Source organism: Parasaccharibacter sp. TMW2.1890, assembly GCF_023337645.1.
Taxonomy (GTDB): Bacteria; Pseudomonadota; Alphaproteobacteria; order Acetobacterales; family Acetobacteraceae; genus Bombella; species Bombella apis.
Window position 1 is genome coordinate 620,327 of the sequence record NZ_NWUV01000001.1, and the last position, 21,900, is coordinate 642,226.

Genomic DNA, 21,900 nt, shown 5'->3' on the forward strand with positions numbered 1-21,900 from the left:
TGATGGTAATGACCTTGAAGGGCTAGCCGGACTTGTCATTATCCATTTTTTAGGAGTAAGGCAAGCCTGATATGTTTCGGTATTGTGCTTTCTCAGGAGGCAGCCTTCGCTTTTCCGAAGTTGCAAGTGCTTGACTGAAAAATATTCAGGTTGGTATGAACGCACATGGCCGAAGGGAGTGGGTTTGAACCTAATCCTGGCAGATAATTTTAGGAAGTAGACAGTTGAGTGAACCGCTACCGGAACATCTGAGGCATGTTCAGAAAGATACTTTTCTTGATGATAAAAATAGGACACCGGTTAGCTCTGGCATGATGTCTTCTATTACCTATTTAGGGAATGTACTGCTACGGAATATGGTTGGTGCGGCAAGATGGCTGAGGAAGCAATGGGATTTTTCTTTGATAGTCTTGCTTCCAACTACCGTTGTAGCAGTCTATCTTTTGTGTTTGGCAAGTCCTCAGTATATTTCTGAAACACATTTCCTTGTTCGTGGGAAATCAATTAACAACTCCGCTATGGGTGGGTTAAGTAGTCTGTTGGAAACTAGCCACGGCGGATCCCAAGACACTTATGCCGTACAAGATTATATGATATCGCGTGATGCTTTGAAGATGTTGATTGAGAAAGTACGTATCAATACATTATTTAATGACCCCTCGGCTGATTTTTTAGCTAAATTTCCTTCTTTTTTTCTGAGAAAGGATTTTGAGAGTTTTTATAGCTACTATAGGAGGCATATAGATGCGCGCATTGACGAAGAAACGGGTATATCTCATTTGAGAGTTCGTACTTTTTCGGCGCTCGATTCACAACGTGTTGCGCAAACATTATTGGACGCAGGTGAAAGGTTGGTTAATGAGATAAATGATAGGCAGCGATATAACACTCTTCATGCTGCTCAAATGGAACTTGATACAAGCTTGAAGGAGTTGCATGATACAGAAATGCAATTGGCGATTTATCGGTATAGTAATGAGATCATTGATCCGATGAAGCAGGCTATTCCGATGGTCGGTACGGCACTTTCTCTGGAAACAAGACTTTCTATGTTAGAAGCTGAAAAGAAACAGCTTATTTTGAGTGCTCCTAATAGCCCTCTGATAAAAGTATATGCTCAGCGGATTGCGTCGATTCAAGCTCAAATGAGTGGTATGCAAGCCCACATAACAGGGCGGAAGGGAGAAGGACAAGGATCTTTAGTGCCTAAGTTGCTTGGATATGATGAGCTCACGGTTAAAAAGAGTATAATTGAAAAAAAGATTTTAGCTGAGACGAGCGCATTGGAAATGGCTAAAGCTCAAGCTGATAGGCAGATGCTATATGTTACAGTTGTGGCGCAGCCGAGTTTGCCGGACTATCCGGAGTATCCTAAAAATTTGGCCTTTCTTTTTATAACGTTTGTATCTGCATTGTTGGTCTATGCTACCGGGAAACTATTAGTTGCGGGGGCGCGTGAACATGCGCTCCAGTAAAGATTCTTCAATAGAGGAGATCAGTAGATATAGTGCTGCAAGGCATGCGAGGCCGAGTTTGCCTCATGCTTTTATGATACAACTACGTGTTATCTATGCTCTATTAATGAGGGAGATACATACTCGATATGGTAGAGAAAATATTGGTTTTTTATGGGTAATAGGTGAACCTATTTTATTTTGCGCTGGGGTTGCAATTGTATGGACTGCTATTCGTCCCTCTCATGAGCATGGGTTGCAGATGACGGCAATGGTCATCTCAGGATACGTTCCCCTAACTATGTGGCGTCATACTTATAGCCGATCCATCAAGGCTTATGAGGTTAATTCATCTTTATTGTTTCACAGGTTGGTTACTCCATTAGATATTATTTTGGCTCGAATTATTTTGGAAGCAGCTGGGGCGATATTAGCTGGAGCCTTGGTTGTAGCTGGTGCTTTGTATTTGAATTACATGGAGGTTCCAGAGAGCTGGTTTTTTGTATACTTAGGTATGGGGTTTTGTACATTTTTTTCATTTGGCTTTGCAATTATTTTAGCAGCATTAACAGAGCGCTCTGATATTTTGGAAAAAGCTATGGCTGTTCTTTCTTATCTTTCACTTCCATTATCGGGAGCATTTGTTATGACAGATTGGATTCCTCCTCGTTATCGTTGGATCTTGGAGTATTCTCCGTTGGCAAACAGTATTGAGATGATAAGGTATGGTTGTTTTGGAATGAAAGTTATTCCTCACTATTCGGTGCCCTTTCTTCTTTTTAGTTGTACGCTTTTGTTTATGATTGGATTGTATTTGACTTTGCGGGTAAGGCCGCACATTAATATTTCGTGAGGCATGTATGATAGGACTAAAGTGTATTGGCCTAACTAAGATTTTTAAAGTTGGCCGTAAAAGGCGGGTTGTTTTAGATGAGGCCGACCTTGATGTCTATAAAGGCGATAAGCTGGCTGTTCTTGGGCGGAATGGAGCTGGGAAGTCGACACTAATAAAATTGATAGGGGGAGTCGAGCATCCTACAGGGGGCATCATAGAGCGAAGGATGACCATTTCGTGGCCGTTAGCGTTTTCAGGGGCGTTCCAGGGAAGTCTTACGGGGCATGACAACTTGCGTTTTATATGTCGCGTTTATGACCTTCCCTACGAAAAGACATTGGATTACGTCGAGGATTTTGCTCAATTGGGTAGGCAATTTTATGAGCCTGTAAAAACATATTCTTCGGGTATGCAAGCGCGGCTTGCTTTTGCCCTTTCTTTGGCAATAGAATTTGATTGTTATTTAATAGATGAAGTCATTATGGTGGGGGATGCACGTTTTTCTAGACGCTGTGAGGAAGAGTTATTTGGGAAGCGTTCGGATAGAACTTTGATTGTCGTATCACATCAGATGGACTTTTTAAGAAGGACCTGTAATAGGGCGGTATTGCTGAATGACGGGAAAATTCAAAATTGCTCATCGGTCGAAGATGCTATCCAACGGTATGAAGCACTCTAACTAATTTGAAAGGGACGTTCGGTGAGGCCTAATTTGCGCATTGGAGTTGATGGGTTTAATCTTGCTCTTCAGAAAGGGACAGGGGTCGCTACATATTCAGTAGCTTTGACTAGGGCTTTGCGTTTATTAGGGCATCATATAAGTTTATTATATGGATTGCCAATACCTAGAAATCTTTCTTCCGATTTAAGGGAAGTCTTGTTTTTTGATACGTTAGGTACCGATCTTTATCCAAGACGGCCTAAATTTCCCAAGCCCTCTTGGTGGAAAGAGACATTTAATCACTTTTATGGTCATAAGGCAGAAGAAGTAGTTATTAGTGGACATGTTGTTTTGAAAGAGCATGCAACACGCCTTCCGGAATATGACAAAGTTTATAATGTTCCTTCATTGTTTAGAGCTGCCCAGGGTTTTTTTAAAACAACAGGGCGTTTTTTAACTGTATCCATGCCCAATCCGCCTGATATCATGCATTGGACGTACCCCTTGCCGCTGAAGGTGCGAGGTTCTAAAAATATCTATACCATACATGATATAGTTCCCTTGCAGTTGCCACATACAACATTGGATGATAGGAAGTTATATTTTGACCTGTTGACGAAGATAGTCCGTCAATCTGATGGAATTTGCACTGTCTCAGAGGCTTCGAAGAAAGCTATTGTTGATATGTTCCCGGCTGCAGAGGGGCGTGTTTATAATACATATCAATCCCATTTACTTGATGCATATTGTATTGATGATAATTCTTTGATTACGAATGACGAGTTGCATCGACTTTTTTCGCTGAAGAGTGACGAGTATTTTTTGTTTTTTGGTCAGTTAGAGCCTAAAAAAAATATAGGCCGTATAATAAAGTCTTTCTTGTTATCAAATACGCGCAGGAAATTGGTGATTGTTGGTTCAAATTCGTGGAAGGAAGAAGATGAGCTTAGGTTCTTAGGTAAAGGTATAGAGGACGGCCGTATTATACAGATCCAATATGTAGAGAGAGACGTTCTTTATTCACTTATCAAGCACGCACGGGCTTTGATTTTTCCGTCTATCGCCGAAGGTTTTGGATTGCCTGTGTTGGAATCTTTGGTTTTGGAAACTCCAGTATTGACCTCTAGGGAGGCTCCTTTAAGAGAAGTGGCAGGGGATGTTGCGGTTTTAGTCGACCCTTATGACATTAATGATATTAAAGAGGGGATTGAACTTTTGGATAGTAATGATGAGTTATGCTTTCTTCTAAGGCAAAAATCAAAAGAACAAGCAGAAAAATTTTCTCCAAACCATTATGCGGAAAATTTATCTCATTTTTATAGAAAAGTTCTTATTTAGTGCGAAACTATATTTTACTATTTTCTATGTCTAAGATAGATTTCTAGGGAGAATTGAGGAGTGATTCAGAAGATAAGATGTAAAATATTTATTTTGTGGAGATTCTATTAAGATATCCGGCAATGAATTGATAATACCTCTTACCGGGTGCTCCTATTCCCCATTCTTTGAGCTTAGTCCAGAGATTTTCCACTAGATGTCGGCATTCTGTATGATCATTCTGGATGATAGAAAGTAAGTCGCCGTCGTTTTAGCGGGGTGACAGGAATGGGTTGACGCTGTTGAAAGCATTTTTTGAATTTATCCGCAGCACACCCTTTGCCACAAAGCAGATAGGTTGGGAATTTGGATAATTGATCAAAAAGAGCACAGGGTTATGGTAGCTCACGGGTTTTTCTAGGAGACGGGTGAGGGTTAGAGCTTTTTCGTGCATGAGAGGTGACGTAGACTTTTGATCTAGGGCCACCATGTGAGCGGTCAAAGCTCTGCACGCTTCTGATTTTTCTCTACTTTATCTTTTTTACGGCCCCGACTGCTTTTTGGTGAGCAAGTATGACGGTTCCATCAAAATAGGCCCGATCTAAGGTGAAATCAGTTTTTCTGAGATGATGATAAAGTTTCTGCTATATTCTTTATGGCGGCGTATGTGCCTTGATTTTGCTGGCAGGGGTACGTCATGAGGCTCCATTTTCCTTTACATGATCTGCCACCTGCCGGTCTTCCGGTCGGGTTAGTTTATGATTTGGCAGTCCGGCACGGGGCGGGGTATCAAAGGGGGGCGTCGAAACATGATCATTTATCAGCTGGCAACACGATCCTTCTTTGCCCGCAGGCGTTACGTGCAGCAAATTGAGGCAGCGACCCTAGAGCCATATATCCTTATTGTAAGGTGAATATATCCAATGGGTTAGCGATCATAGAGTCACAGTTTCTTCAGCATTGTTCTTACCTGATTGATGAGATCAACGGTTCGATTGTCCCAGAAGATTGTGGTTGGATAAGAGCATATATGTGCATTGATGAAGATTATTTGGCTGGCAGCAATGTAATATCGCTGAGGAAATTGGGGGGGTGAGGTAATTAGTGTATGAAATTCCATCATTTATTATTCAGATAATGGTCTATCACAAGGTGTGATACCTAACATATCTGCAAGCTTATTGCTCAAGTTTTAAAATAATATCCGTTACTCAACGGAAAATTACGTGAAGCGCTTCGTATGGTTTAGTATGACATTACCCGTTCCTATTAAGGTATTCGATGGGTTGATGGCCTTCTCATTCGTGGAGGCTTGTGTTGGACAGAAATTGTGGGTTCTGACAATTTGGGTTGAAAAAGAACCTAGCCTGTATTTAGGAGACGAAATTGGCGCAGTGCCCGTCCGGAGAGGTACGGTGATGAACACTATGCCGGTGTACGGATACCAGACGTTCGGAACCATCCTGAGGTTTGGAATTTTTATACTTCTCTCGCATTTTTAACTTGGAAGTTGACGGTCCTCTGTCTCCCTACTTTGCCTTTCTGGAAAATACCAGGGTATATACACTTGTAAATACTTGCATATCTATTTATTTTGACGTGATGATTCTTATATAAAAATTTGGGCTTATGTGTATTGGAAATATCCTACAATAATGGAATATTTTGTTTTTGTGGTATTGATATTTTGAAATAAAAGTGCAGGATCTGTTTTCTTTTGTTGTTAAGGTAATTTTGAGAATTTATCCTATCTTTTGATCTAGCATACGAATCAGATTGTTTTTTTTTGTTAGGGGGGCCATTATCGCCCTCTTCTTAAGGGGAGGGATTATTCATGAAAATCAGCAGGTTAATGCAGGACTCTGGCGTCTCTTTCGGCACAAGTGGGGCAAGGGGGCTTGTTTCGGACATGACCGATCAAGTCTGTTTTGCATATGTTCAAGGTTTTTTATCATATCTTGGAACAATTGGTGAGTTTAAGTCAGGGAAAGAAGTAGCCTTGGCAGGGGATCTTCGACCTAGTTCACCACGAATATTGCAAGCCTGTATTGCAGCTATTGAATTTTCTGGGGGAAAGCCTGTGTTTTGTGGCTATATTCCGACCCCAGCTCTTTCTTACTATGCTTACGCAAAGAAGATTCCATCATTAATGGTAACTGGTAGCCATATCCCAGCGGATAGGAATGGCATCAAATTTAATCGTGCAGAAGGGGAATTCTTGAAGAGTGATGAAGTCAAGATGGGAGAGCAGGATATTGCAATACCATCCCACTTGTTTGACCAGGCCGGCAACCTGTTAGAAGTTCCGATGTTACCTGAGCCGCTTAGTGTGGAAGAGGAGTATATTAAAAGATATAAGGTTTTTTTTGGAGAAAATGCCTTAAGCGGTATGAATGTTGGAGTGTATCAACATTCTGCTGTAGGGCGAGATATTTTAACAAAAATAATTTCGTCACTGGGTGGAAAGGCACTGCCATTTGGGCGTTCTGATAGTTTTGTTTCTGTCGATACGGAAGCCGTTAGGGAAGAAGATGTCGCCATTGCGCATCATTGGGCTTCAGAGAATGCTGTTGATGCCATTATAACGACTGATGGCGATTCAGACCGCCCTTTAATGGCTGATGAACATGGGAAATGGTTAAGGGGTGATTTGCTTGGGATATTGGCGGTCGAGTGCCTCGAAGCCAAAGGGGTCGCAACTCCAATTAGTAGTAATACAGCCTTAGAAGACAAGCATCCTAATATATCTATAGAGCGTACAAAAATTGGTTCGCCTTATGTGATAGAGGCTATGAACACGTTAATCGAGCAAGAGGTTTCTCCTGCCGTTGGCTATGAGGCGAATGGTGGCTTTTTGCTGGGAACGCCTGTTTATAGGAAGGGAAAGAAATTAGAGAAGCTTCCAACGCGTGATAGTGTATTGCCGATTTTGTGCGCTCTTGCTGCATCGCAAAATAGCGATAAGTCACTTAGTGCGTTAGTGGGAGATTTGCCTAATAAATACACAGCCAGTGATAGAATAAAAGATGTTCCAACTGCCTTTTCGAAAAAGAAGTTGGCATCGCTACGGGATGATATTTCTTCTGGAATGAAGGAGTTAGGTTTTCTAGATTTATGTGGCAATGTCAAGTCATTGAATGAAGTAGATGGAATAAGGGTCACATTTGATAGTGGTGATATAGTACACCTTCGTCCATCGGGGAATGCTCCCGAGTTACGGCTTTATGTTGAATCTTATTCAGAGGAACGTGTTCAGTTCTTATTATCTAATGGATTGCAATTTCTATCACGTTGGAAGAACGAGCTGTAACCAAGATTTGTGTCTAGGGAAGCTTGAAAAAGTTTTTCAATCTTCCCTAGACAGAGTTTATAGCTTACAGACTGCTACTGTTCGTTGTATTTTTTTAATGTTTCAGTGGGGTATGTAGTATGATCGTTCCTGTAATTCTTTCTGGCGGTTCTGGCACTCGTTTATGGCCTGTGTCTCGAAAGAGTTATCCAAAGCAGTTTTGTACGCTGTTGGGCGATAAAAGTCCTTTTCAAGAGACATTACAACGGATTGTAGGACTTGGTATAAAGTCGGCTCCTATTGTTGTTGGGAATCGAGAACATCGATTCATAATGGCGGAGCAGTTGCGCCAAATTGAGATGAATGACGATAGTAATATCGTACTTGAGCCGCTTTCACGTAATTCGGCGGCAGCTATGGCTGCAGCAGCTTTTTGGCAGGCAAAGTCTGATGAAGACGCCATCCTTTGGTTTATGCCAGCGGATTCAGCTATCACCGACAATAAATCTTTAAATGAGTCTCTGCTTCGAGCGTACGAGGTAGCAACGCACGATTATATCGTCATGTTTGGCATTCAACCCACTCGTCCTGAAACGGGATATGGCTACATTGAGCAAGGTAGTCCGATAGAAGGGAAAGACGGAGCTTTCCATATTGCAAAGTTTTTAGAGAAACCAGATGAACTGAATGCTAAACGTTTTTTAGAAAGCGGTAAGTATTTCTGGAATTCTGGAATGTTCATGGCTCGGGCACGTATTTTTTTAGAAGAGTTACGCAAGTGGGCCCCGGAGATTTATGATTCTGTTGAGAAGAGTGTTCGCCTTTCGGAAAGTGACTCTGCCTTCATTACGTTGGATGAAGCGAGTTTTATGAAGACTCCTTCTATATCTGTTGATTATGCTCTCGCTGAGAAAACACAACGTGGTGTGGTTGTCCCATCCTATTTTGAGTGGATGGATGTAGGAAGTTGGGATGCTGTCTGGGCTCTGACCGAAAAGGATAGTAATGGGAACGCTGTTTCAGGTAATGTGTTCCTAGATCATACGAAGAATTGTTACGTAAAGTCCGACAATGTGGTCGCTACAGTGACGGGGGTGGAAGATCTTGTCATTATAGTCACCAAGGATGCTGTTATGGTCTCTCATAGAGATCGTGCTCAAGATATCAAACATGTGGTTGAGCTTTTGAGAGAGCAGGGACATTCTGAAGCCGATCAGCACGTCAGGATGTATCGTCCATGGGGTTTTTACGAAAGTTTGATAAAGGGCCATCGCTTCCAGGTGAAACGAATCTGTGTGACACCTGGGGAGAAGCTTTCCTTACAGAAACACTTTCATCGAGCCGAGCATTGGGTTGTTGTAGAGGGTACCGCTTTAGTTACGCGGGATGATGAGATTCTTACGGTAAGGGAGAATGAAAGTGTCTATCTTCCCCTTGGATCCGTTCATCGTTTAGAAAATCCTGGTCGGATTCCGGTTACGTTGATTGAAGTACAATCTGGCCCCTATTTGGGAGAGGATGATATTGTAAGATTGGAGGATATATATCAGCGCTAGTTAGTTACCAGTATTCATGTGGGAGATTATTCCGCTCAATTTGACGTTGTAATCTCCTCTATGAATTTGATGTAGCGTTTTTGATAAGAGGGCGAATTAAATGAGTTACTGACCTGGTAGCCCTGTGTACGGATATCATAGATTTCTGAGGGGCTTGCCTTGTCAAGTTGGGTGATTTTTTCAGCAATTGAATCAATACTGAGCGGATTGCATAATAAAGCTGCCCCGCCGGCTATTTCTTCCGTAGCACCTCCTTGGCTGGTAAGCACGGGTATCCCTAAGGCCATGGCTTCTATAATAGGAACTCCAAAACCCTCAGCTAAACTTGGGAAAAGCAAGGCCTTCGCTTCTGCCAAGGTGCGTAAAAGGGAAGAACGTTGGCTCCAAGGCAGATGGATGACTCTACTGTCTGGAGAGGGTGAAGAACAATTCGGCTGGTCATCCCCTTTGGGGCCAATAAGTACAAGAGGAGTTTTAGTTTTGGTACGTGCATGAGCTTCCAAAAGTCGTTCTATATTTTTACGGTGTTCCATCCGACCATAAAATATAAAAGAATTTGCTGGCGCTATTTGAGGGGCTTTTTTTATTTCTTGCAGTGTTTCTCGATTAAAATCTACAGGTTGATATAAAGTTGTTATTCTATCTTCCTCTATAGTAAAAGTATTGATTATCTGTTGGCGAACTGTTTCGGATACGGTTATGAAATGTACATCGTGGTCGATGAGATTCTGAAGAAGAGAACGAAAATTATGAGCGTTGATATTTGTTAGGTGTGGATGTGTTAGAGGGATAATATCATGAATAGTTACTATATTTTTACACCCCTCGATAAGAACTGGAAGAGGATACGTCCAGTGCATTATATCTGGGGCGATAGACGATTTTAATATGAATATTTTTTTATGGTAACGAAAATGCACATGTGCAACACGGTAAAGATCGCTGGCTAGATGAGCTGTTCCCCATGGTGATTGAAAGCTCTCTTCATGAATATGAGGAGCTAATGAGGCCAATGCTCTTACAAAGCGGTATATACCACTTTTTAGAGGAGTATCTTGTGTATTCTCGAGAAGCCATTTAACATTGAATCCATTTTCTGTTAGAATTTTCTGATGATTAAGGGCATAATAATAAATACCTGTGCCATTATGGCGACTAATATTTCTTCCATCTAGCCATATTTTCGGGTTGGACGATGGCAATGAAACTAGGTTCCTATTTTTCATAAATTAAATACTGTTTCTTTCTATCAAGGAAATACAGTTTTCTACAGTTTGAGCGATGCTCCCATCCCATGATAACGGCTCATACGTTTTTAACTTTTCCATCTGATTTTGCCATAGTGGACCATGTTTTTTGAAATCATCGATCATAATTTCCCAGTTTGGGGTATCAAGTGGATCAATATAATATGGGATGTCTCCACCAACTTCTCGTAGAGCCGGGATGTCAGCACAAATACTTGGAACCTGCAAGTACATAGCTTCAACTAGAGGCAGACCATATCCTTCTGTAAAGCTGGGGAAAAGAAGGCCATTGGCTCTTTTCAAAAGAGCTGTAACTTCTTCATCCGAAAGATTATTTTTTTCCTTGACGGAATTTTGTAAAGCAGGCGAACGGTCCAAGAGATCTAAAATATTCTCATTTTCCCAGCCACGTTTCCCAACAAGGACAAGATAAGGTACTTCTGCTTCCCCATGCTTTTGGACCATAGCTCTCCATAAATGGAGCAGCATAAGATGGTTCTTTCGTGGTTCTATTGTACTAAGATATATAAAATAAGGTCTATTATAAATGTCAGATAAAGTTTCCTTGAAAAAATTTCTGATATTTATTCCATGAGGTACGGCCCAGATAGGGGTATTGTCTTGTCCATTTTTCGTGGAAAAACTTTTTAAGGACGTAGCTACCGTTTCTGTTGGGACTACGACAGCTTTAGCTAATGCAATAACAGTTTTAATACGAGCCCTATGACGAGATAACTCACGCTGCCGCGAATATTCAGGATATTCGAGCGGTATGAGGTCATGCACCATTGGAACGAAATATGATTTAGTACGAACAAGAAAACGCTGAATTGCGTTTTTATGCGTTAGGTGATGGTGCGACAGGAGCAAATAAATTGATGGATAAAAAATCTTCGTTGAAGATGGGATAAAAGAGAAACAGAATTTAAGGCACAGAGCCATTTTATAGGCATGTGCCATGTATTTCTTGTTTCCTGAGCTCCACCCATTGATTAGAGAAATTATAAATTTTTTGCTTATTTTTTTTGGTAAAATATTTATCCGCCCCAGTAGAGAATATGAGGCAAAATATAGTTGTTTTTCATGGTACTCGAGAAGATATTGTGCATATGCAAGCTCTACCCGGTCAATACCTGTGGGCGCCAAACAATCAGCACGGGAAAGTAGACGAGATATATCTAGTATAAAAACAGGCTGTAGCTGAGATGATGTCATACGTTTCAAAAGGAGGCCGGCTGATATTGTTCGAGGCGTATTACGGTATGGTGAACTAATTTTTCAAGCCCTTCTTCAGAGAAGAAACCTCCAGGGATTAGGCATTGATCTATCAGTACACGACGAAAAGCCGCAAAAATGAGTGGGTCAGGTCGCTGGGGTGCCTGCCAGAAAGCTTTCAATGTCGATTGCGCAGTCAGTCCCGGCATGTCGTAAATGGCGTGACCCAAGGTAATGACAGGGACATTATGAGCCAGGGCCAGGGTACCAGTCGTGCTGTTAACGGTTACGACCCCACGGGCATGACGCACAAGCCTGGCTATATCTCCAAGCTCCATGTAATCCACACGATTGCTGACACCATGCGCAGCAGCAAGTCGCTGGACAAGTTTCTTCCAGTCCTGCACACCATTGTCGAGCGGATGTTCTTTGATGACAAGACGCATCTCCAGTGGGGCATTTTTGGCAAAGGATACAAGAACTTCGGTGATGACTTCCGCCACGCCTGAATAGGAAGAATGCAGGCGTAGCTGGGCATCGGCATCCAGTTGCAGAGGGAGCAGCATGTAAGGCTTGGGCCCTTCAACCAGCCATTCAGTCAGTTCGTGACTGCGTTTTTGAGCCTTTTTACGGCGACAGAGGCGTCGCAACCACCCAACGCCTTCCACCAGGGGCGGCCAGGGGCGATAATCTGTCCAATGCGGGAAACGCCACTTCAGAAGAATGGTGGCCGCATTATAGGCCACGCCTTCCAGTGCACGACGTGGGAAGGAAGAGGGGACAGGCTCATGTGGGGCGGCAGGAGGCAGCTGGCTGGCACGCTGATAGTACCAGTCAGGGTCTTTGGGTAGCGTGGAATTACCGTTAACGCCACCAAGTTCTAGGGTGACCCAGTCTGGCCGAATATAGCCTTCCTCAAAAACATGGACGGCAATATTCATTTCACGGCAGATGAGGATGGCCTGCCGATGGAGTTCCCGGCAGTCACCAAACAGCAGCACGTCCGTGATGTGATGTTTTTGCAGGATATGCCCCAGAAAGGCGGGCCATGTCCCATAATTGCTGCGGAAGGCAATACCACCTCCCAGACGCCAGAAAAGCTCATCCCCTCCATTGAAGTTGATTTTCCACACATTATGCCCCCGTTTTTTCAGGGCACGGCCAACGGATTGGAAAAAAGGCCCCATGAGCCCCTGGAGCAGCAGGAAATTGCGTTTTGTTTTTGGGGGGATCTGGAGCGACATGGGCACAAGCGTGCTGGTCTCTGTCAGGCTCGGATCTTCAAAAAAATTGGATGGATATTCGGCGTGTTCCGTCTCTTCGGGAGGGTGGCCAGAATATGTTGTCTGGGTATTGTCAAGCATGAGGGGCCCGGCATGATGAAATGAAATGTGTGAAACAACGGCGTAGCTGGCCCTGCCTCTGCCGTAATTTCATGGCGTATGTTGGCTTCCAGAGCTCAGTCTTGCCAAAACAGTCAATCAGCTCCTCCACGTCACATCGCTGTTCTGTCTCTGGATTGATATAGAGCGGATACAGAATAAGGGCGATTGCAGCAAGGTCTGTTACATCCAGTTGACGCCCCCGGCGGGGAAGAGATGGTCCCAGATGTGTTGTCAGTCCCCAGCCAGCGTAAAAGGGGGCACCGTATGTCGTAACCTTTTTGCCACGTATCAGCGCCTCAAAACCTGTCAGGGATGTGAGGGTGTGTACCTCGTCAACATGTGTAAGGAGCTGGCTCATGCTGCCACTGCGGTCAATGCTGTTGGCGTAGGCAAGAATGGTTGCTTCGGAAAGATGACCGGAACGATGGCCAGCCTCCACATCAGGGTGGGGCCGATAGATGATCCATGCTCCAGGATTCCTGCGGCGAACCTCACGCAGCAGGGCGAGATTATCCGTAATCTTGCCTCCGCCTCTTACGACAGACAGATCTCCAGCAACCTGCCCCGGAACCAGAATGACCGGCACGCCCTCAGGATGCTCCATTTTGGCGGGAGATGAATCAGGCGTAGCGGCATATTTGGAAACATGAAGCGTTTTGAGGCGCTCCATGAGAGTATCGGCTCTTCCACGGAGGGCCGGTGCAACCTTGATATCCCTCAGCATGTCCTCCAGATCACTGGGATGGGAGGGATCAACATAAGCGCCCTGGCTGTCCAGGATAATGGAGCATGGAGGCAGAAACCCGCTTCCCAGTCCCATGGACCGGATGAAGCCATCTTCCACGAAGAAGAGGGGCACCCGCATGGCATAAGCCTGTGCCTGCAAGGCTGGTGTGATGCGGTTTGCCCAAACAGCCAGTCCAGCACTCTTTTTCCGGGCATAGGCCAGAGCCCGACGGGGCGACCAGAAAAACCGGATGGGGTCTCTTCCTTCAAGAAAAGAACGAATGCGGCGCTGTTTCCACCATGCTATTCCATGGCAGGCTACGACAGGCCTGATGGCTCTGGCTCCAGACGCAGGGACATGGCATGACATGGTGAAATGGGGCCTTTTCCATACCGGACAGGTGGTAGAAACACTAGCTTGTTATCAGGAAGTCTTTTTTTTGGGAAGAGAGGGGTGGTGAATATAATTTAATTTCCACGATTGAATAATAATTCGACCGATAAGTGGAGTTTATTGGCAAAATTTCCATTTCATTGATCAATCCATCCCTGAAATGTCCAGGGAAAACTTCATGAATCCGTTTATTCTGTCATTTCTTTCGGAGTTCCAGTATCTTCAATGTCATATTACATTACAGAATTATGTTTGATGATTGTAGGGAGCCTTGTCATTGGAGAAGGTATCGACCTTTTTGTTCACCCTGTCCGTATTGTAAGAAAGCCCTCCCTGGTCCTTTTACGCTGTTTTCCAGTCATGATGGCAACCGGTATTTTTCTTTGCCTGACAGGTGTCATCTGGCTTTCCCTGCTGCTGAGTGCCATCCTGATGGGGGTGCTTGTAACGGCATCCAACCTGAAGCTGCGCCTGTTGAATGAACCTTTGGTTTTCACGGACTTTGCCCTGATCGATGCGTTCATGAAGCATCCACGTTTTTATCTTCAGGGCATTCCGCCTGCTGTGCGGTGTGTTGTCGTAGCTGGTGGTGCAGGGGTGCTCTACCTGCTTGCATGGGCTTCATCACTGTCTGTCGGGTTACGGCTGATGGGCTGTATCGAGGCAGTCGCCGTGGGACTATGCCTCTGGTGGCTCTTGGCACGGGGAAGTCGTTCCGATGAAACAGGGCCGGACGTGTGGCGGGATGTGCGTGAGGGAGGGCTGCTGCCAACACTGCTGCTTTATGCCTGGCGCTGCCATGAGCTGGCACCGCTACCCGTCAGGCCTGCCTTGTTGCGGACGGCTGCCGCACCAGAGTCTGTCATCGTCATCCAGTGTGAATCATTTGCCGATCCTGCGGAGCTGAAGAATGAGTGGTCGCCTCTGCCAGAGCTCGTCCGATGTCGGCAGGAAGCGGTACAATGGGGAAGGCTCCTGCCTAGCGGATTAGGTGCCTATACGATGCGTAGTGAATATGGGGTTCTGTGTGGCGATGATGAGGAGATGCTCTCATATCGCCGGTTTGATCCATTCCTGACAGCGGATCAGTCTCCGTCCCATGCCCTGCCGAATCGTCTGAAACATTTTTATGAAACGGCTCTTTTCCTGCATCCCTATGATCTGCGTTTTTATGGTCGGAATCGTCTGCTGCCCTTATGGGGGTTCAATGACGTCATCGGGCGGGAATGTTTTTCCGAGCAGGACAGGGTTGGCCCGTATGTAGGTGATGCTGCGCTAACAGCACGGCTGCTGACATATCTCCAGAAAAACGATCATTTTCTGGCCTACTGTGTGACAATCGAAAATCATGGTCCCTGGAAGAAAGGGCGGTTGGAGCAATCGAGTGGTGCAGAAGCGTGGCATCAGCACGTGCAAAATGGTGATGCCATGTTGCGGGAACTGCTTGCAGAGATCAAAGGGAGCGGGCGGGACATCATGCTGGTATTCTTTGGGGACCATCGTCCGGCGCTGGAAGCATTGCCTGCTGTTGAAGGACTGGAGAGGGGGACACCCTATGTCATACTGCGGCCCAATGGGCTAGAGGGAAGTCGCGTATCATCTGAGCCTGTAGATGTAACACCTGCCGAGCTCCATCGGAGCATTCTTCATCACGTCAGCTCCTGAAAAGATACGCTATAAAAAAAGGGCGCCTGATGAAGAGGCGCCCTTCTTCTTTTCATACGCCAGAGAGGATTACTTGGCTTTCCCCTGGTTGGCGACAGCTGCTGCCTTGGCAGCAATTTCCTCGGCATCACCCAGATAGTAGTGCTTGACCGGCTTGAAGTTCTCATCGAACTCATAAACCAGCGGCACACCTGTAGGAATGTTCAGGTTCAGGATTTCATCTTCCGTCATGTTGTCCAGATATTTCACCAGAGCACGAAGGGAGTTGCCGTGAGCAGCGATGATGACCTTCTCGCCCTTCTTGATGCGCGGCAGGATGGTCTTCTCCCAGTAGGGAATCACACGTTCAATGGTCAGGGCCAAGCTTTCCGTGACGGGCAGCTCATCAGCACTCAGATGGGCATAACGCGGATCATGACCGGGGAAACGCTCATCGGAACGCTCCAGAGCAGGCGGCGTGACAGCAAAACCACGGCGCCACTGCTTGACCTGCTCATCGCCATATTTCTTGGCTGTTTCAGCCTTGTTGAGGCCCTGGAGAGCACCATAATGACGTTCATTCAGACGCCAGTTCTTCTCAACGGGCAGCCATGCCTGATCCACACCGTCCAGAATGTTCCAGAGTGTATGGATGGCACGCTTCAACACGGAGGTATAAGCGTAATCGAAGGAATAGCCTTCCTTGTGCAGCAACTGGCCGGCAGCTTTGGCTTCGCTGCGCCCTTTCTCTGACAGGTCGACGTCATACCAGCCAGTGAAGCGGTTTTCCTGGTTCCACTGGCTTTCCCCGTGACGAACCAGAACAAGCTTTGTTACGGCCATGATGATCTCCTTAATGTATAAGGTTTTAGCAACACTGGGAGATTGCGCCACTACAGCCTGAACTGCAAGGGCTCAGCCTCACTTCATGCCGTCTGTCAGAGCATAGCCGTTATGAGGCATGACAGGGACGGAGAGAAAAAGGCCACCCGCAGGGGATGGCCTTTGTTCTGATCGGGCATGGAAGGGATGATCAGGGGGTTCCCTGCTTCTTTTCCTGCTCTTCGGTAAAACGGCGAGCCTCTGATGAAACGGTCAGTGTCATGGTCAGACCGGCGGTCAGCAGATAGATGATGGCAAATGTCCAGATGACGTAGGCCATGCCGACGCCGAAAATCATTTCGCAGAGGGAAACAATGGCAGGCCCTACCCATGTCGACGCTCCAGCGCCCAGCCCGAGTATGGACAGCGCAGCGGCTTTCTCCCGTGGGCAGATCTGGGGCATAAGACCGGAGAGAGGAACGAAGGCAGCGATGGAGGCTCCATAAAGTATGCCCACAACCGCAGCCGCTGCGAAATTGCCCGGATACCAGAGGGGAACATAATAGAAGAGGGGAATGGTGATGAAGCCACCGATACCTCCAAAAACAGCCACGACGAAGCGGTAGCCCATTTTGTCCGCCACCATGCCTGAAATCAGATTGACGATGATGTTGCTCAAAAAGATGAGTGACAGCAGGTTGAGCCACTGCCCGAGCGTGAACCCCAGATGATCGACAAAAAAGCCGGGCATGATGGCCAGAAAGGCATATTCCGATGATGTATCAACCGTGCGGACAATACCGGCAATGAGAGTTTTGGGCTCACGCCAGATGATGCTGATGGAGCCCAGAAAGATCTGTCGGGCAGGAACATCGGCAGGTAGAAGACGGCGATTGCCGGTTGGCTCCCTTGTGAAAAGCAGGGCGATCAGTCCGCCGAGAACAACCAGCCCCAGAGAGCACCAGAAGGTGTTGATTTCACCGATGGCAGGAATCGCAAAACGGGCAAACTGGGAGCCGAGAGTAGGCAGGCCGGCAGAGAAAGAGAACCAGAACCAGCCGGCTGCCGCTCCAAGCATGGATGTTGGTGTCGCTGCAGCAATCCAGACCAGGAAACCATAGGCGAACAGCGGATAGGCAAACCCGCGGAGAGCATAGAACGTCAATATCCATGTACTGTTGTTGGGGGTAAGCCCAAAAACAAGGAAGCAGACCTCCAGGACAGCCCATAGGACCAGACCGCTCCACATGACCTTTTTAGGTCCCATGAGATCGGATAGTGGCCCGGCAAACCAGGCGGCAATCATCACGGTGATGCCGTAAAAAGTGAAAAGCTCGTTGACGAAACTCTGGGGGTGGCCGGTGTGCAGCATGAACGTATCCAGGTATCCCGCCTCGACACCATCGCCGACCATGAAGAGAAGCTGTCCGACAAAGGCCCAGAACAGGGCGGCCGGTATGCCTATTTTTTCAACAAAGTGTGGTTTCTTGTCTGGCGTGCCTGCCATGAAATCTCTCCATTTGTTGGGGAGGGATGAAAAAAGCCAGTCCGTGGCGCTTCATTCCTCAATAGATGATTGACTGGCCTTACGAGAGTGCTCAGGCCCCTTGAATTATCGTCCGTACAGGAAGCGTTTTATTAGAGCCCTGAAATAGGAATTCAGTATGCCTGTCCAGACGCAGAAGTATGTTTCTGATATCATAAAGATGATTTTTTTTCAATTTTGTATATTCAGCGACCAGTTCTCCCTTATCGCCCGGGATATCTGGCGAATGGTAGAGATATTCCATGGTCGTGTCATGAATCACTTTCTGTTTTCGGTGAAACCTGAATTTTTTCATACCCATTTCGCTATCATTCTGAAAAGCCTTCGAGAAAGAAAGGAGAGAATTAAGTTGCGAAAGAATGTCATTATCATTAGCGTCACAGGGGTACAGCAGAATGGAAGGCGGGCTCCAGATGATTATATGCTCATGCAACGGATTGTCTGACAGGGACGTGCAGGCGGCCATCCAGGCCGGAGTTGTGAAAGTCTCCGAGGTTTACTCTGCCCGTAAGTGTCAGGTGAAATGCGGCAACTGTGTAAAGGGAGTCGCCTGCCTTCTGAAAGAAGCAAAGAGGAAAACCTGTCCCTGCCCGACAACTATGGCAATAGAGCAGGGGATGGCTGCACAGATAGCCAATGGTGATGACCCGATACAAAAAAAAGAAGCCTCCCTTTAGGAGAGGCTTCTTTCATCAGTCTGGCTTCTGACAGTGATCAGTGGCCGCTATTCTGGTCGGCGCTTTCAGAGTTCAGCGTAATGTAGCGTTCCAGGCCGATCTGCTTGATGAGGTCCAGCTGGGTGTCGATGAAGTCTTCATGGGCTTCTTCGTCAGCGAGGATGCGGAAGAGCAGGTCGCGGGACACGAAGTCACGGACGCTTTCGCAGTAGGCGATGCCCTCGCGGATTTTCTCCAGAGCCAGAGCCTCGACCTTCAGATCACATTCCAGGATCTCTTTGACATTCTCGCCAATGTGCAGCGGGTTCAGATGCTGCAGGTTCGGCAGTCCACCCAGGAAGAGGATGCGCTCGATCAGCCAGTCGGCATGACGCATTTCTTCAATGGACTCTTCATATTCCTTCTTGCCCAGCTTGGTGACGCCCCAATGGTTCAGGGTGCGGGAATGAAGGAAGTACTGGTTGATGGCTGTCAGCTCATTGGCAAGCTGAGCATTGAGATATTCAATTACTTTCGGGTCTTTTGCGGCCATTTTTCTCTCCATCGCATGAAGTATGAACTGTAGGATTATCTCCAACGAAGGTCGGTATAGTCTTCAACTTTGAGGATTGCAATATAAAAATTAAATTACGATGTATTCGTACTTGATAATCATTATCAAAGAGACTTTATAAGAAAGATTATCAAAATCGCACGGTGAGTATTTCATGGTTTTTCTTGTTATTTCGATAGATATTTAAAAATCCTGTTTATCCCATAAGTTTTTCTTTTCATTGCTCCTGATGCCCACACCCCCCATCTTGATACTGGGAACAGGATGGAATCGTTTGCTGAATCCTTATTGTTTGATATAAATGGAACATATTCCCACATAACTGAAGGATGGATGTCATGGATCTTCTCCACGTTCTGAAAACACGGTACACGACCAAGGCCTACGATGCGGCTCGCCGTATCCCGGAGGAAACGGTGCAGCAGCTGCTGGCAGCCCTGCGGTACAGCCCGTCTTCGGTCAATGCCCAGCCTTGGCATTTCATCATTGCCGATGATGATGCAGGCAAGCAGCGTCTGGCCAAGGCAACACCAGATTCCGGGTCTCTGTCTTATAATCGGCCCAAGATCACGCAGGCCTCTCATGTAGTGGTTCTCTGCGCCCGCAATGAGCTGCCGGAATCTTATCTTGAGACAGTGCTCGACAAAGAAGAGCAGGACGGACGCTACGCTGATGCTGCGGCCCGTGAGGGTTTTGGTACAGCCCGTGCCGGGTATGTCCAGCAGCATCTGGATGCTGGCGATGTCGCCCACTGGAACCAGAAACAGGTTTATCTGGCACAGGGCTTTCTGCTGCTTTCCGCGGGGCTGTTGGGTGTTGATGCAACACCAATTGAGGGCTTCCTGCCGGATGTCATTTCAGAAGAATTCGGCCTGAAAGAAAAAGGGCTGACACCTCTGGTCATTGTTGCGCTTGGCTATCATTCTGACAAAGATGCCAATGCGACATGCCCGAAATCCCGCCTGGCACCTGAGAGCATCTTTTCGAAGGCCTGAGCAACACAAGGCTTCACCGGGGGATTACGATCTTCCGGTGGGGTCTACAGGCATGCACTCGGAGCGCTTGAACGGAAAGCAGATTTTCAAGGGGAAGTGGCGGAGAGAGAGGGATTCGAACCCTCGGTACGCTATTAACGTACACACGCTTTCCAAGCGTGCGCCTTAAGCCGCTCGGCCATCTCTCCGCGAGCGATGGGGGGACAATACCATTATTCTTTGCGAGTGCAAGCCTTTTTCTGAGAATTTTTCACAAATTTTTCAATAAGAAGCGCAGACTTGATCCCAGGAGCTTCTTCCACTCCGGATGAGACATCAACGGCTTGGGCGCGGCTGACCCGTACAGCCTCGCTCACATTGTCAGGGGTCAGTCCACCGGCAAGAAGCCACGGAGCAGGAGCCTGCCACTGGCGTGTCAGCGTCCAGTCAAACACACGCCCCAGCCCACCGGGGCGGGTATCTCCTTTCTGGGCAGGTGCTTCGATGACATACCCATCCATGGCTTTCGAGACAGGCAGATCGTGCTGCTGGGCGACGCCACGGGCCAACCAGACGGGCCGACCTGTCTGCTCTTTCAGGGTGAAAGCAGTGGCTTCATCTGTATAGAGCTGCAGAATATCCAGAGGGATACGCTCCAGAACGGCAGCAATCTGCTCATGGGTTGGCCGCACAAAAAGCCCGACACGAAGAGGCCCCCCCGCAGAGGGAGACGCTATGGCCTCATGCAGCCGGGCTGCCTGTTCCGGTCGGACAAAACGGGGGGAGGCGGAATGGAACACAAGACCAACCCAGCGCACACCCGATACGGCACAGACTTCCATATCTTCTGCCCGTGTCAGACCACAGATTTTGACGTCAACCTTCACAAGGTCGCAGCCTGCAATTCATCCTGAATGGCCTGTGCGGCGGCGGCGGGATCATTCGCCCGGGTGATGGGACGGCCAACCACGATCCAGTCGGCACCAGCCCGTGCTGCCTGTGCTGGTGTCATGATGCGCTTCTGGTCATCCGTGCTGCTGCCTGCGGGGCGAATGCCCGGAACGACAAGTTCTGGTCCGTCACCCAGAGCATCACGCATCGCCGTAATTTCATGAGCTGAACAGACCAGACCATCAGCTCCGGCCCGGACAGCCATCCGGCCCAGCCGTACCACTTCCTTTAGCGGTGTGGTGTTGATGCCTATCTCCGCAAGGCTTTCCTCATTCATGCTGGTCAGTACAGTCACAGCAAGGAGCTTGGGGCGCTTCCGCCCGTCATCGAAAGCCTCTTCCAGAACTGCACGGGAGCGGCTGATCATCTCGGCCCCACCAAGTGCGTGAATGGTCATCAGGCTCGGCTGGATGGGAGCCAGAGCCCGGAGGCCAGAAGCAACCGTGTTGGGAATGTCATGCAGCTTCAGATCCAGAAAAAGCTCCTGCCGGGCGGCCAGACTTTTTACGGCATCCAGCCCGCAGGCATAGGTGAATTCCAGACCAAGCTTGATGGCATCAACCTTGCCTTCCAGCGCTGCTGCCCAGTGCTGGGCCTGGTCGTGGGAGGCGGTATCCAATGCGGCAATGAGGCGGGTACGACGAATAGACATGA

The 21,900-nt window shown here is 47.1% G+C and carries 18 protein-coding genes and 1 tRNA gene; 9 read left to right on the forward strand and 10 right to left on the reverse strand.

All coding sequences use genetic code 11. The annotated features are described in order from the left end of the window. Positions 1-224 precede the first annotated feature (224 nt). The 6 genes from CPA54_RS02740 (at position 225) to CPA54_RS02765 (ending at position 9,112) form a co-directional block, all read left to right on the forward strand. Complete coding sequence (locus tag CPA54_RS02740; RefSeq protein WP_249085492.1) at positions 225-1,475, forward strand: capsule biosynthesis protein; 1,251 nt, start codon at positions 225-227, stop codon at positions 1,473-1,475. Further along, a complete protein-coding gene (locus tag CPA54_RS02745) occupies positions 1,462-2,307 on the forward strand; it encodes an ABC transporter permease (RefSeq protein ID WP_249085493.1) in 846 nt (281 codons plus the stop codon). Before CPA54_RS02740 ends, CPA54_RS02745 begins: the two co-directional genes overlap by 14 nt. Positions 2,308-2,314: 7 nt before the next feature. After that, positions 2,315-2,968, forward strand: a complete 654-nt coding sequence (locus tag CPA54_RS02750) for an ABC transporter ATP-binding protein (protein ID WP_249085494.1) — start codon at positions 2,315-2,317, stop codon at positions 2,966-2,968. A gap of 33 nt (positions 2,969-3,001) precedes the next feature. Next, complete coding sequence (locus CPA54_RS02755; protein WP_249085495.1) at positions 3,002-4,288, forward strand: glycosyltransferase family 1 protein; 1,287 nt, start codon at positions 3,002-3,004, stop codon at positions 4,286-4,288. A 1,813-nt stretch (positions 4,289-6,101) separates the two neighbouring features. Continuing rightward, positions 6,102-7,577: a phosphomannomutase gene (locus CPA54_RS02760; protein ID WP_081563126.1), complete on the forward strand. Its 1,476-nt coding sequence runs from the start codon at positions 6,102-6,104 to the stop codon at positions 7,575-7,577. A gap of 119 nt (positions 7,578-7,696) precedes the next feature. Next, entirely contained in the window at positions 7,697-9,112 is a 1,416-nt protein-coding gene (locus CPA54_RS02765; protein ID WP_081563127.1) for a mannose-1-phosphate guanylyltransferase/mannose-6-phosphate isomerase, read from the forward strand. Between the two features lie 35 nt (positions 9,113-9,147). On the opposite strand, the gene CPA54_RS02770 is transcribed toward CPA54_RS02765, so the two are convergent. The 4 genes from CPA54_RS02770 to CPA54_RS02785 all read right to left on the reverse strand — a co-directional run bounded on the left by CPA54_RS02770 (position 9,148) and on the right by CPA54_RS02785 (position 14,055). Next, the gene (locus CPA54_RS02770) at positions 9,148-10,338 is read right to left on the reverse strand and encodes a glycosyltransferase family 1 protein (RefSeq protein ID WP_249085496.1); all 1,191 of its coding nucleotides are present in this window, start codon (positions 10,336-10,338) and stop codon (positions 9,148-9,150) included. 3 nt (positions 10,339-10,341) lie between these two features. Then, positions 10,342-11,319 (reverse strand): glycosyltransferase family 1 protein, encoded by a 978-nt coding sequence (locus CPA54_RS02775; RefSeq protein WP_249085497.1) that lies wholly within the window; start codon positions 11,317-11,319, stop codon positions 10,342-10,344. Positions 11,320-11,579: 260 nt separating this feature from the next. Further along, positions 11,580-12,938 carry a capsule biosynthesis protein gene (locus tag CPA54_RS02780; RefSeq protein ID WP_408902136.1) on the reverse strand — a complete coding sequence of 453 codons (1,359 nt, stop codon included), beginning with the start codon at positions 12,936-12,938 and terminating at the stop codon, positions 11,580-11,582. Next, positions 12,931-14,055: a hypothetical protein gene (locus CPA54_RS02785; protein ID WP_249085498.1), complete on the reverse strand. Its 1,125-nt coding sequence runs from the start codon at positions 14,053-14,055 to the stop codon at positions 12,931-12,933. The genes CPA54_RS02780 and CPA54_RS02785 overlap by 8 nt, the downstream gene beginning before the upstream one ends. Positions 14,056-14,439: 384 nt before the next feature. On the opposite strand from CPA54_RS02785, the gene CPA54_RS02790 reads away from it, so the two are divergent. Continuing rightward, a complete protein-coding gene (locus CPA54_RS02790; protein WP_249085499.1) occupies positions 14,440-15,744 on the forward strand; it encodes an LTA synthase family protein in 1,305 nt (434 codons plus the stop codon). Between the two features lie 69 nt (positions 15,745-15,813). Here the strand turns inward: CPA54_RS02790 and gpmA are convergent, their stop codons facing one another. Both gpmA and CPA54_RS02800 read right to left on the reverse strand, forming a co-directional pair. After that, entirely contained in the window at positions 15,814-16,566 is a 753-nt protein-coding gene (gene gpmA / locus CPA54_RS02795) for a 2,3-diphosphoglycerate-dependent phosphoglycerate mutase (protein ID WP_081563131.1), read from the reverse strand. A gap of 190 nt (positions 16,567-16,756) precedes the next feature. Then, positions 16,757-18,052 (reverse strand): MFS transporter, encoded by a 1,296-nt coding sequence (locus CPA54_RS02800; protein ID WP_081563132.1) that lies wholly within the window; start codon positions 18,050-18,052, stop codon positions 16,757-16,759. Positions 18,053-18,504: 452 nt separating this feature from the next. Between CPA54_RS02800 and CPA54_RS09245 the strand changes: the two genes are divergently transcribed. Beyond that, positions 18,505-18,768 (forward strand): (2Fe-2S)-binding protein, encoded by a 264-nt coding sequence (locus CPA54_RS09245; protein WP_227431460.1) that lies wholly within the window; start codon positions 18,505-18,507, stop codon positions 18,766-18,768. Positions 18,769-18,805: 37 nt separating this feature from the next. Here CPA54_RS09245 and bfr read toward each other — a convergent pair whose 3' ends face one another. Next, entirely contained in the window at positions 18,806-19,300 is a 495-nt protein-coding gene (bfr, locus tag CPA54_RS02805; protein WP_081563135.1) for a bacterioferritin, read from the reverse strand. 359 nt (positions 19,301-19,659) lie between these two features. On the opposite strand from bfr, the gene nfsB reads away from it, so the two are divergent. Next, on the forward strand, positions 19,660-20,316 hold the full coding sequence (gene nfsB, locus CPA54_RS02810) for an oxygen-insensitive NAD(P)H nitroreductase (protein WP_081563470.1): 657 nt from the start codon (positions 19,660-19,662) through the stop codon (positions 20,314-20,316). Positions 20,317-20,413: 97 nt separating this feature from the next. Here the strand turns inward: nfsB and CPA54_RS02815 are convergent. From CPA54_RS02815 to pyrF, 3 genes are all read right to left on the reverse strand, one after another. Further along, positions 20,414-20,504, reverse strand: a tRNA-Ser gene (locus CPA54_RS02815). A gap of 24 nt (positions 20,505-20,528) precedes the next feature. After that, positions 20,529-21,182, reverse strand: a complete 654-nt coding sequence (locus CPA54_RS02820) for a phosphoribosylanthranilate isomerase (RefSeq protein WP_249085500.1) — start codon at positions 21,180-21,182, stop codon at positions 20,529-20,531. Beyond that, complete coding sequence (gene pyrF, locus CPA54_RS02825) at positions 21,179-21,898, reverse strand: orotidine-5'-phosphate decarboxylase (protein WP_248630466.1); 720 nt, start codon at positions 21,896-21,898, stop codon at positions 21,179-21,181. Before pyrF ends, CPA54_RS02820 begins: the two co-directional genes overlap by 4 nt. Positions 21,899-21,900 lie beyond the last annotated feature (2 nt).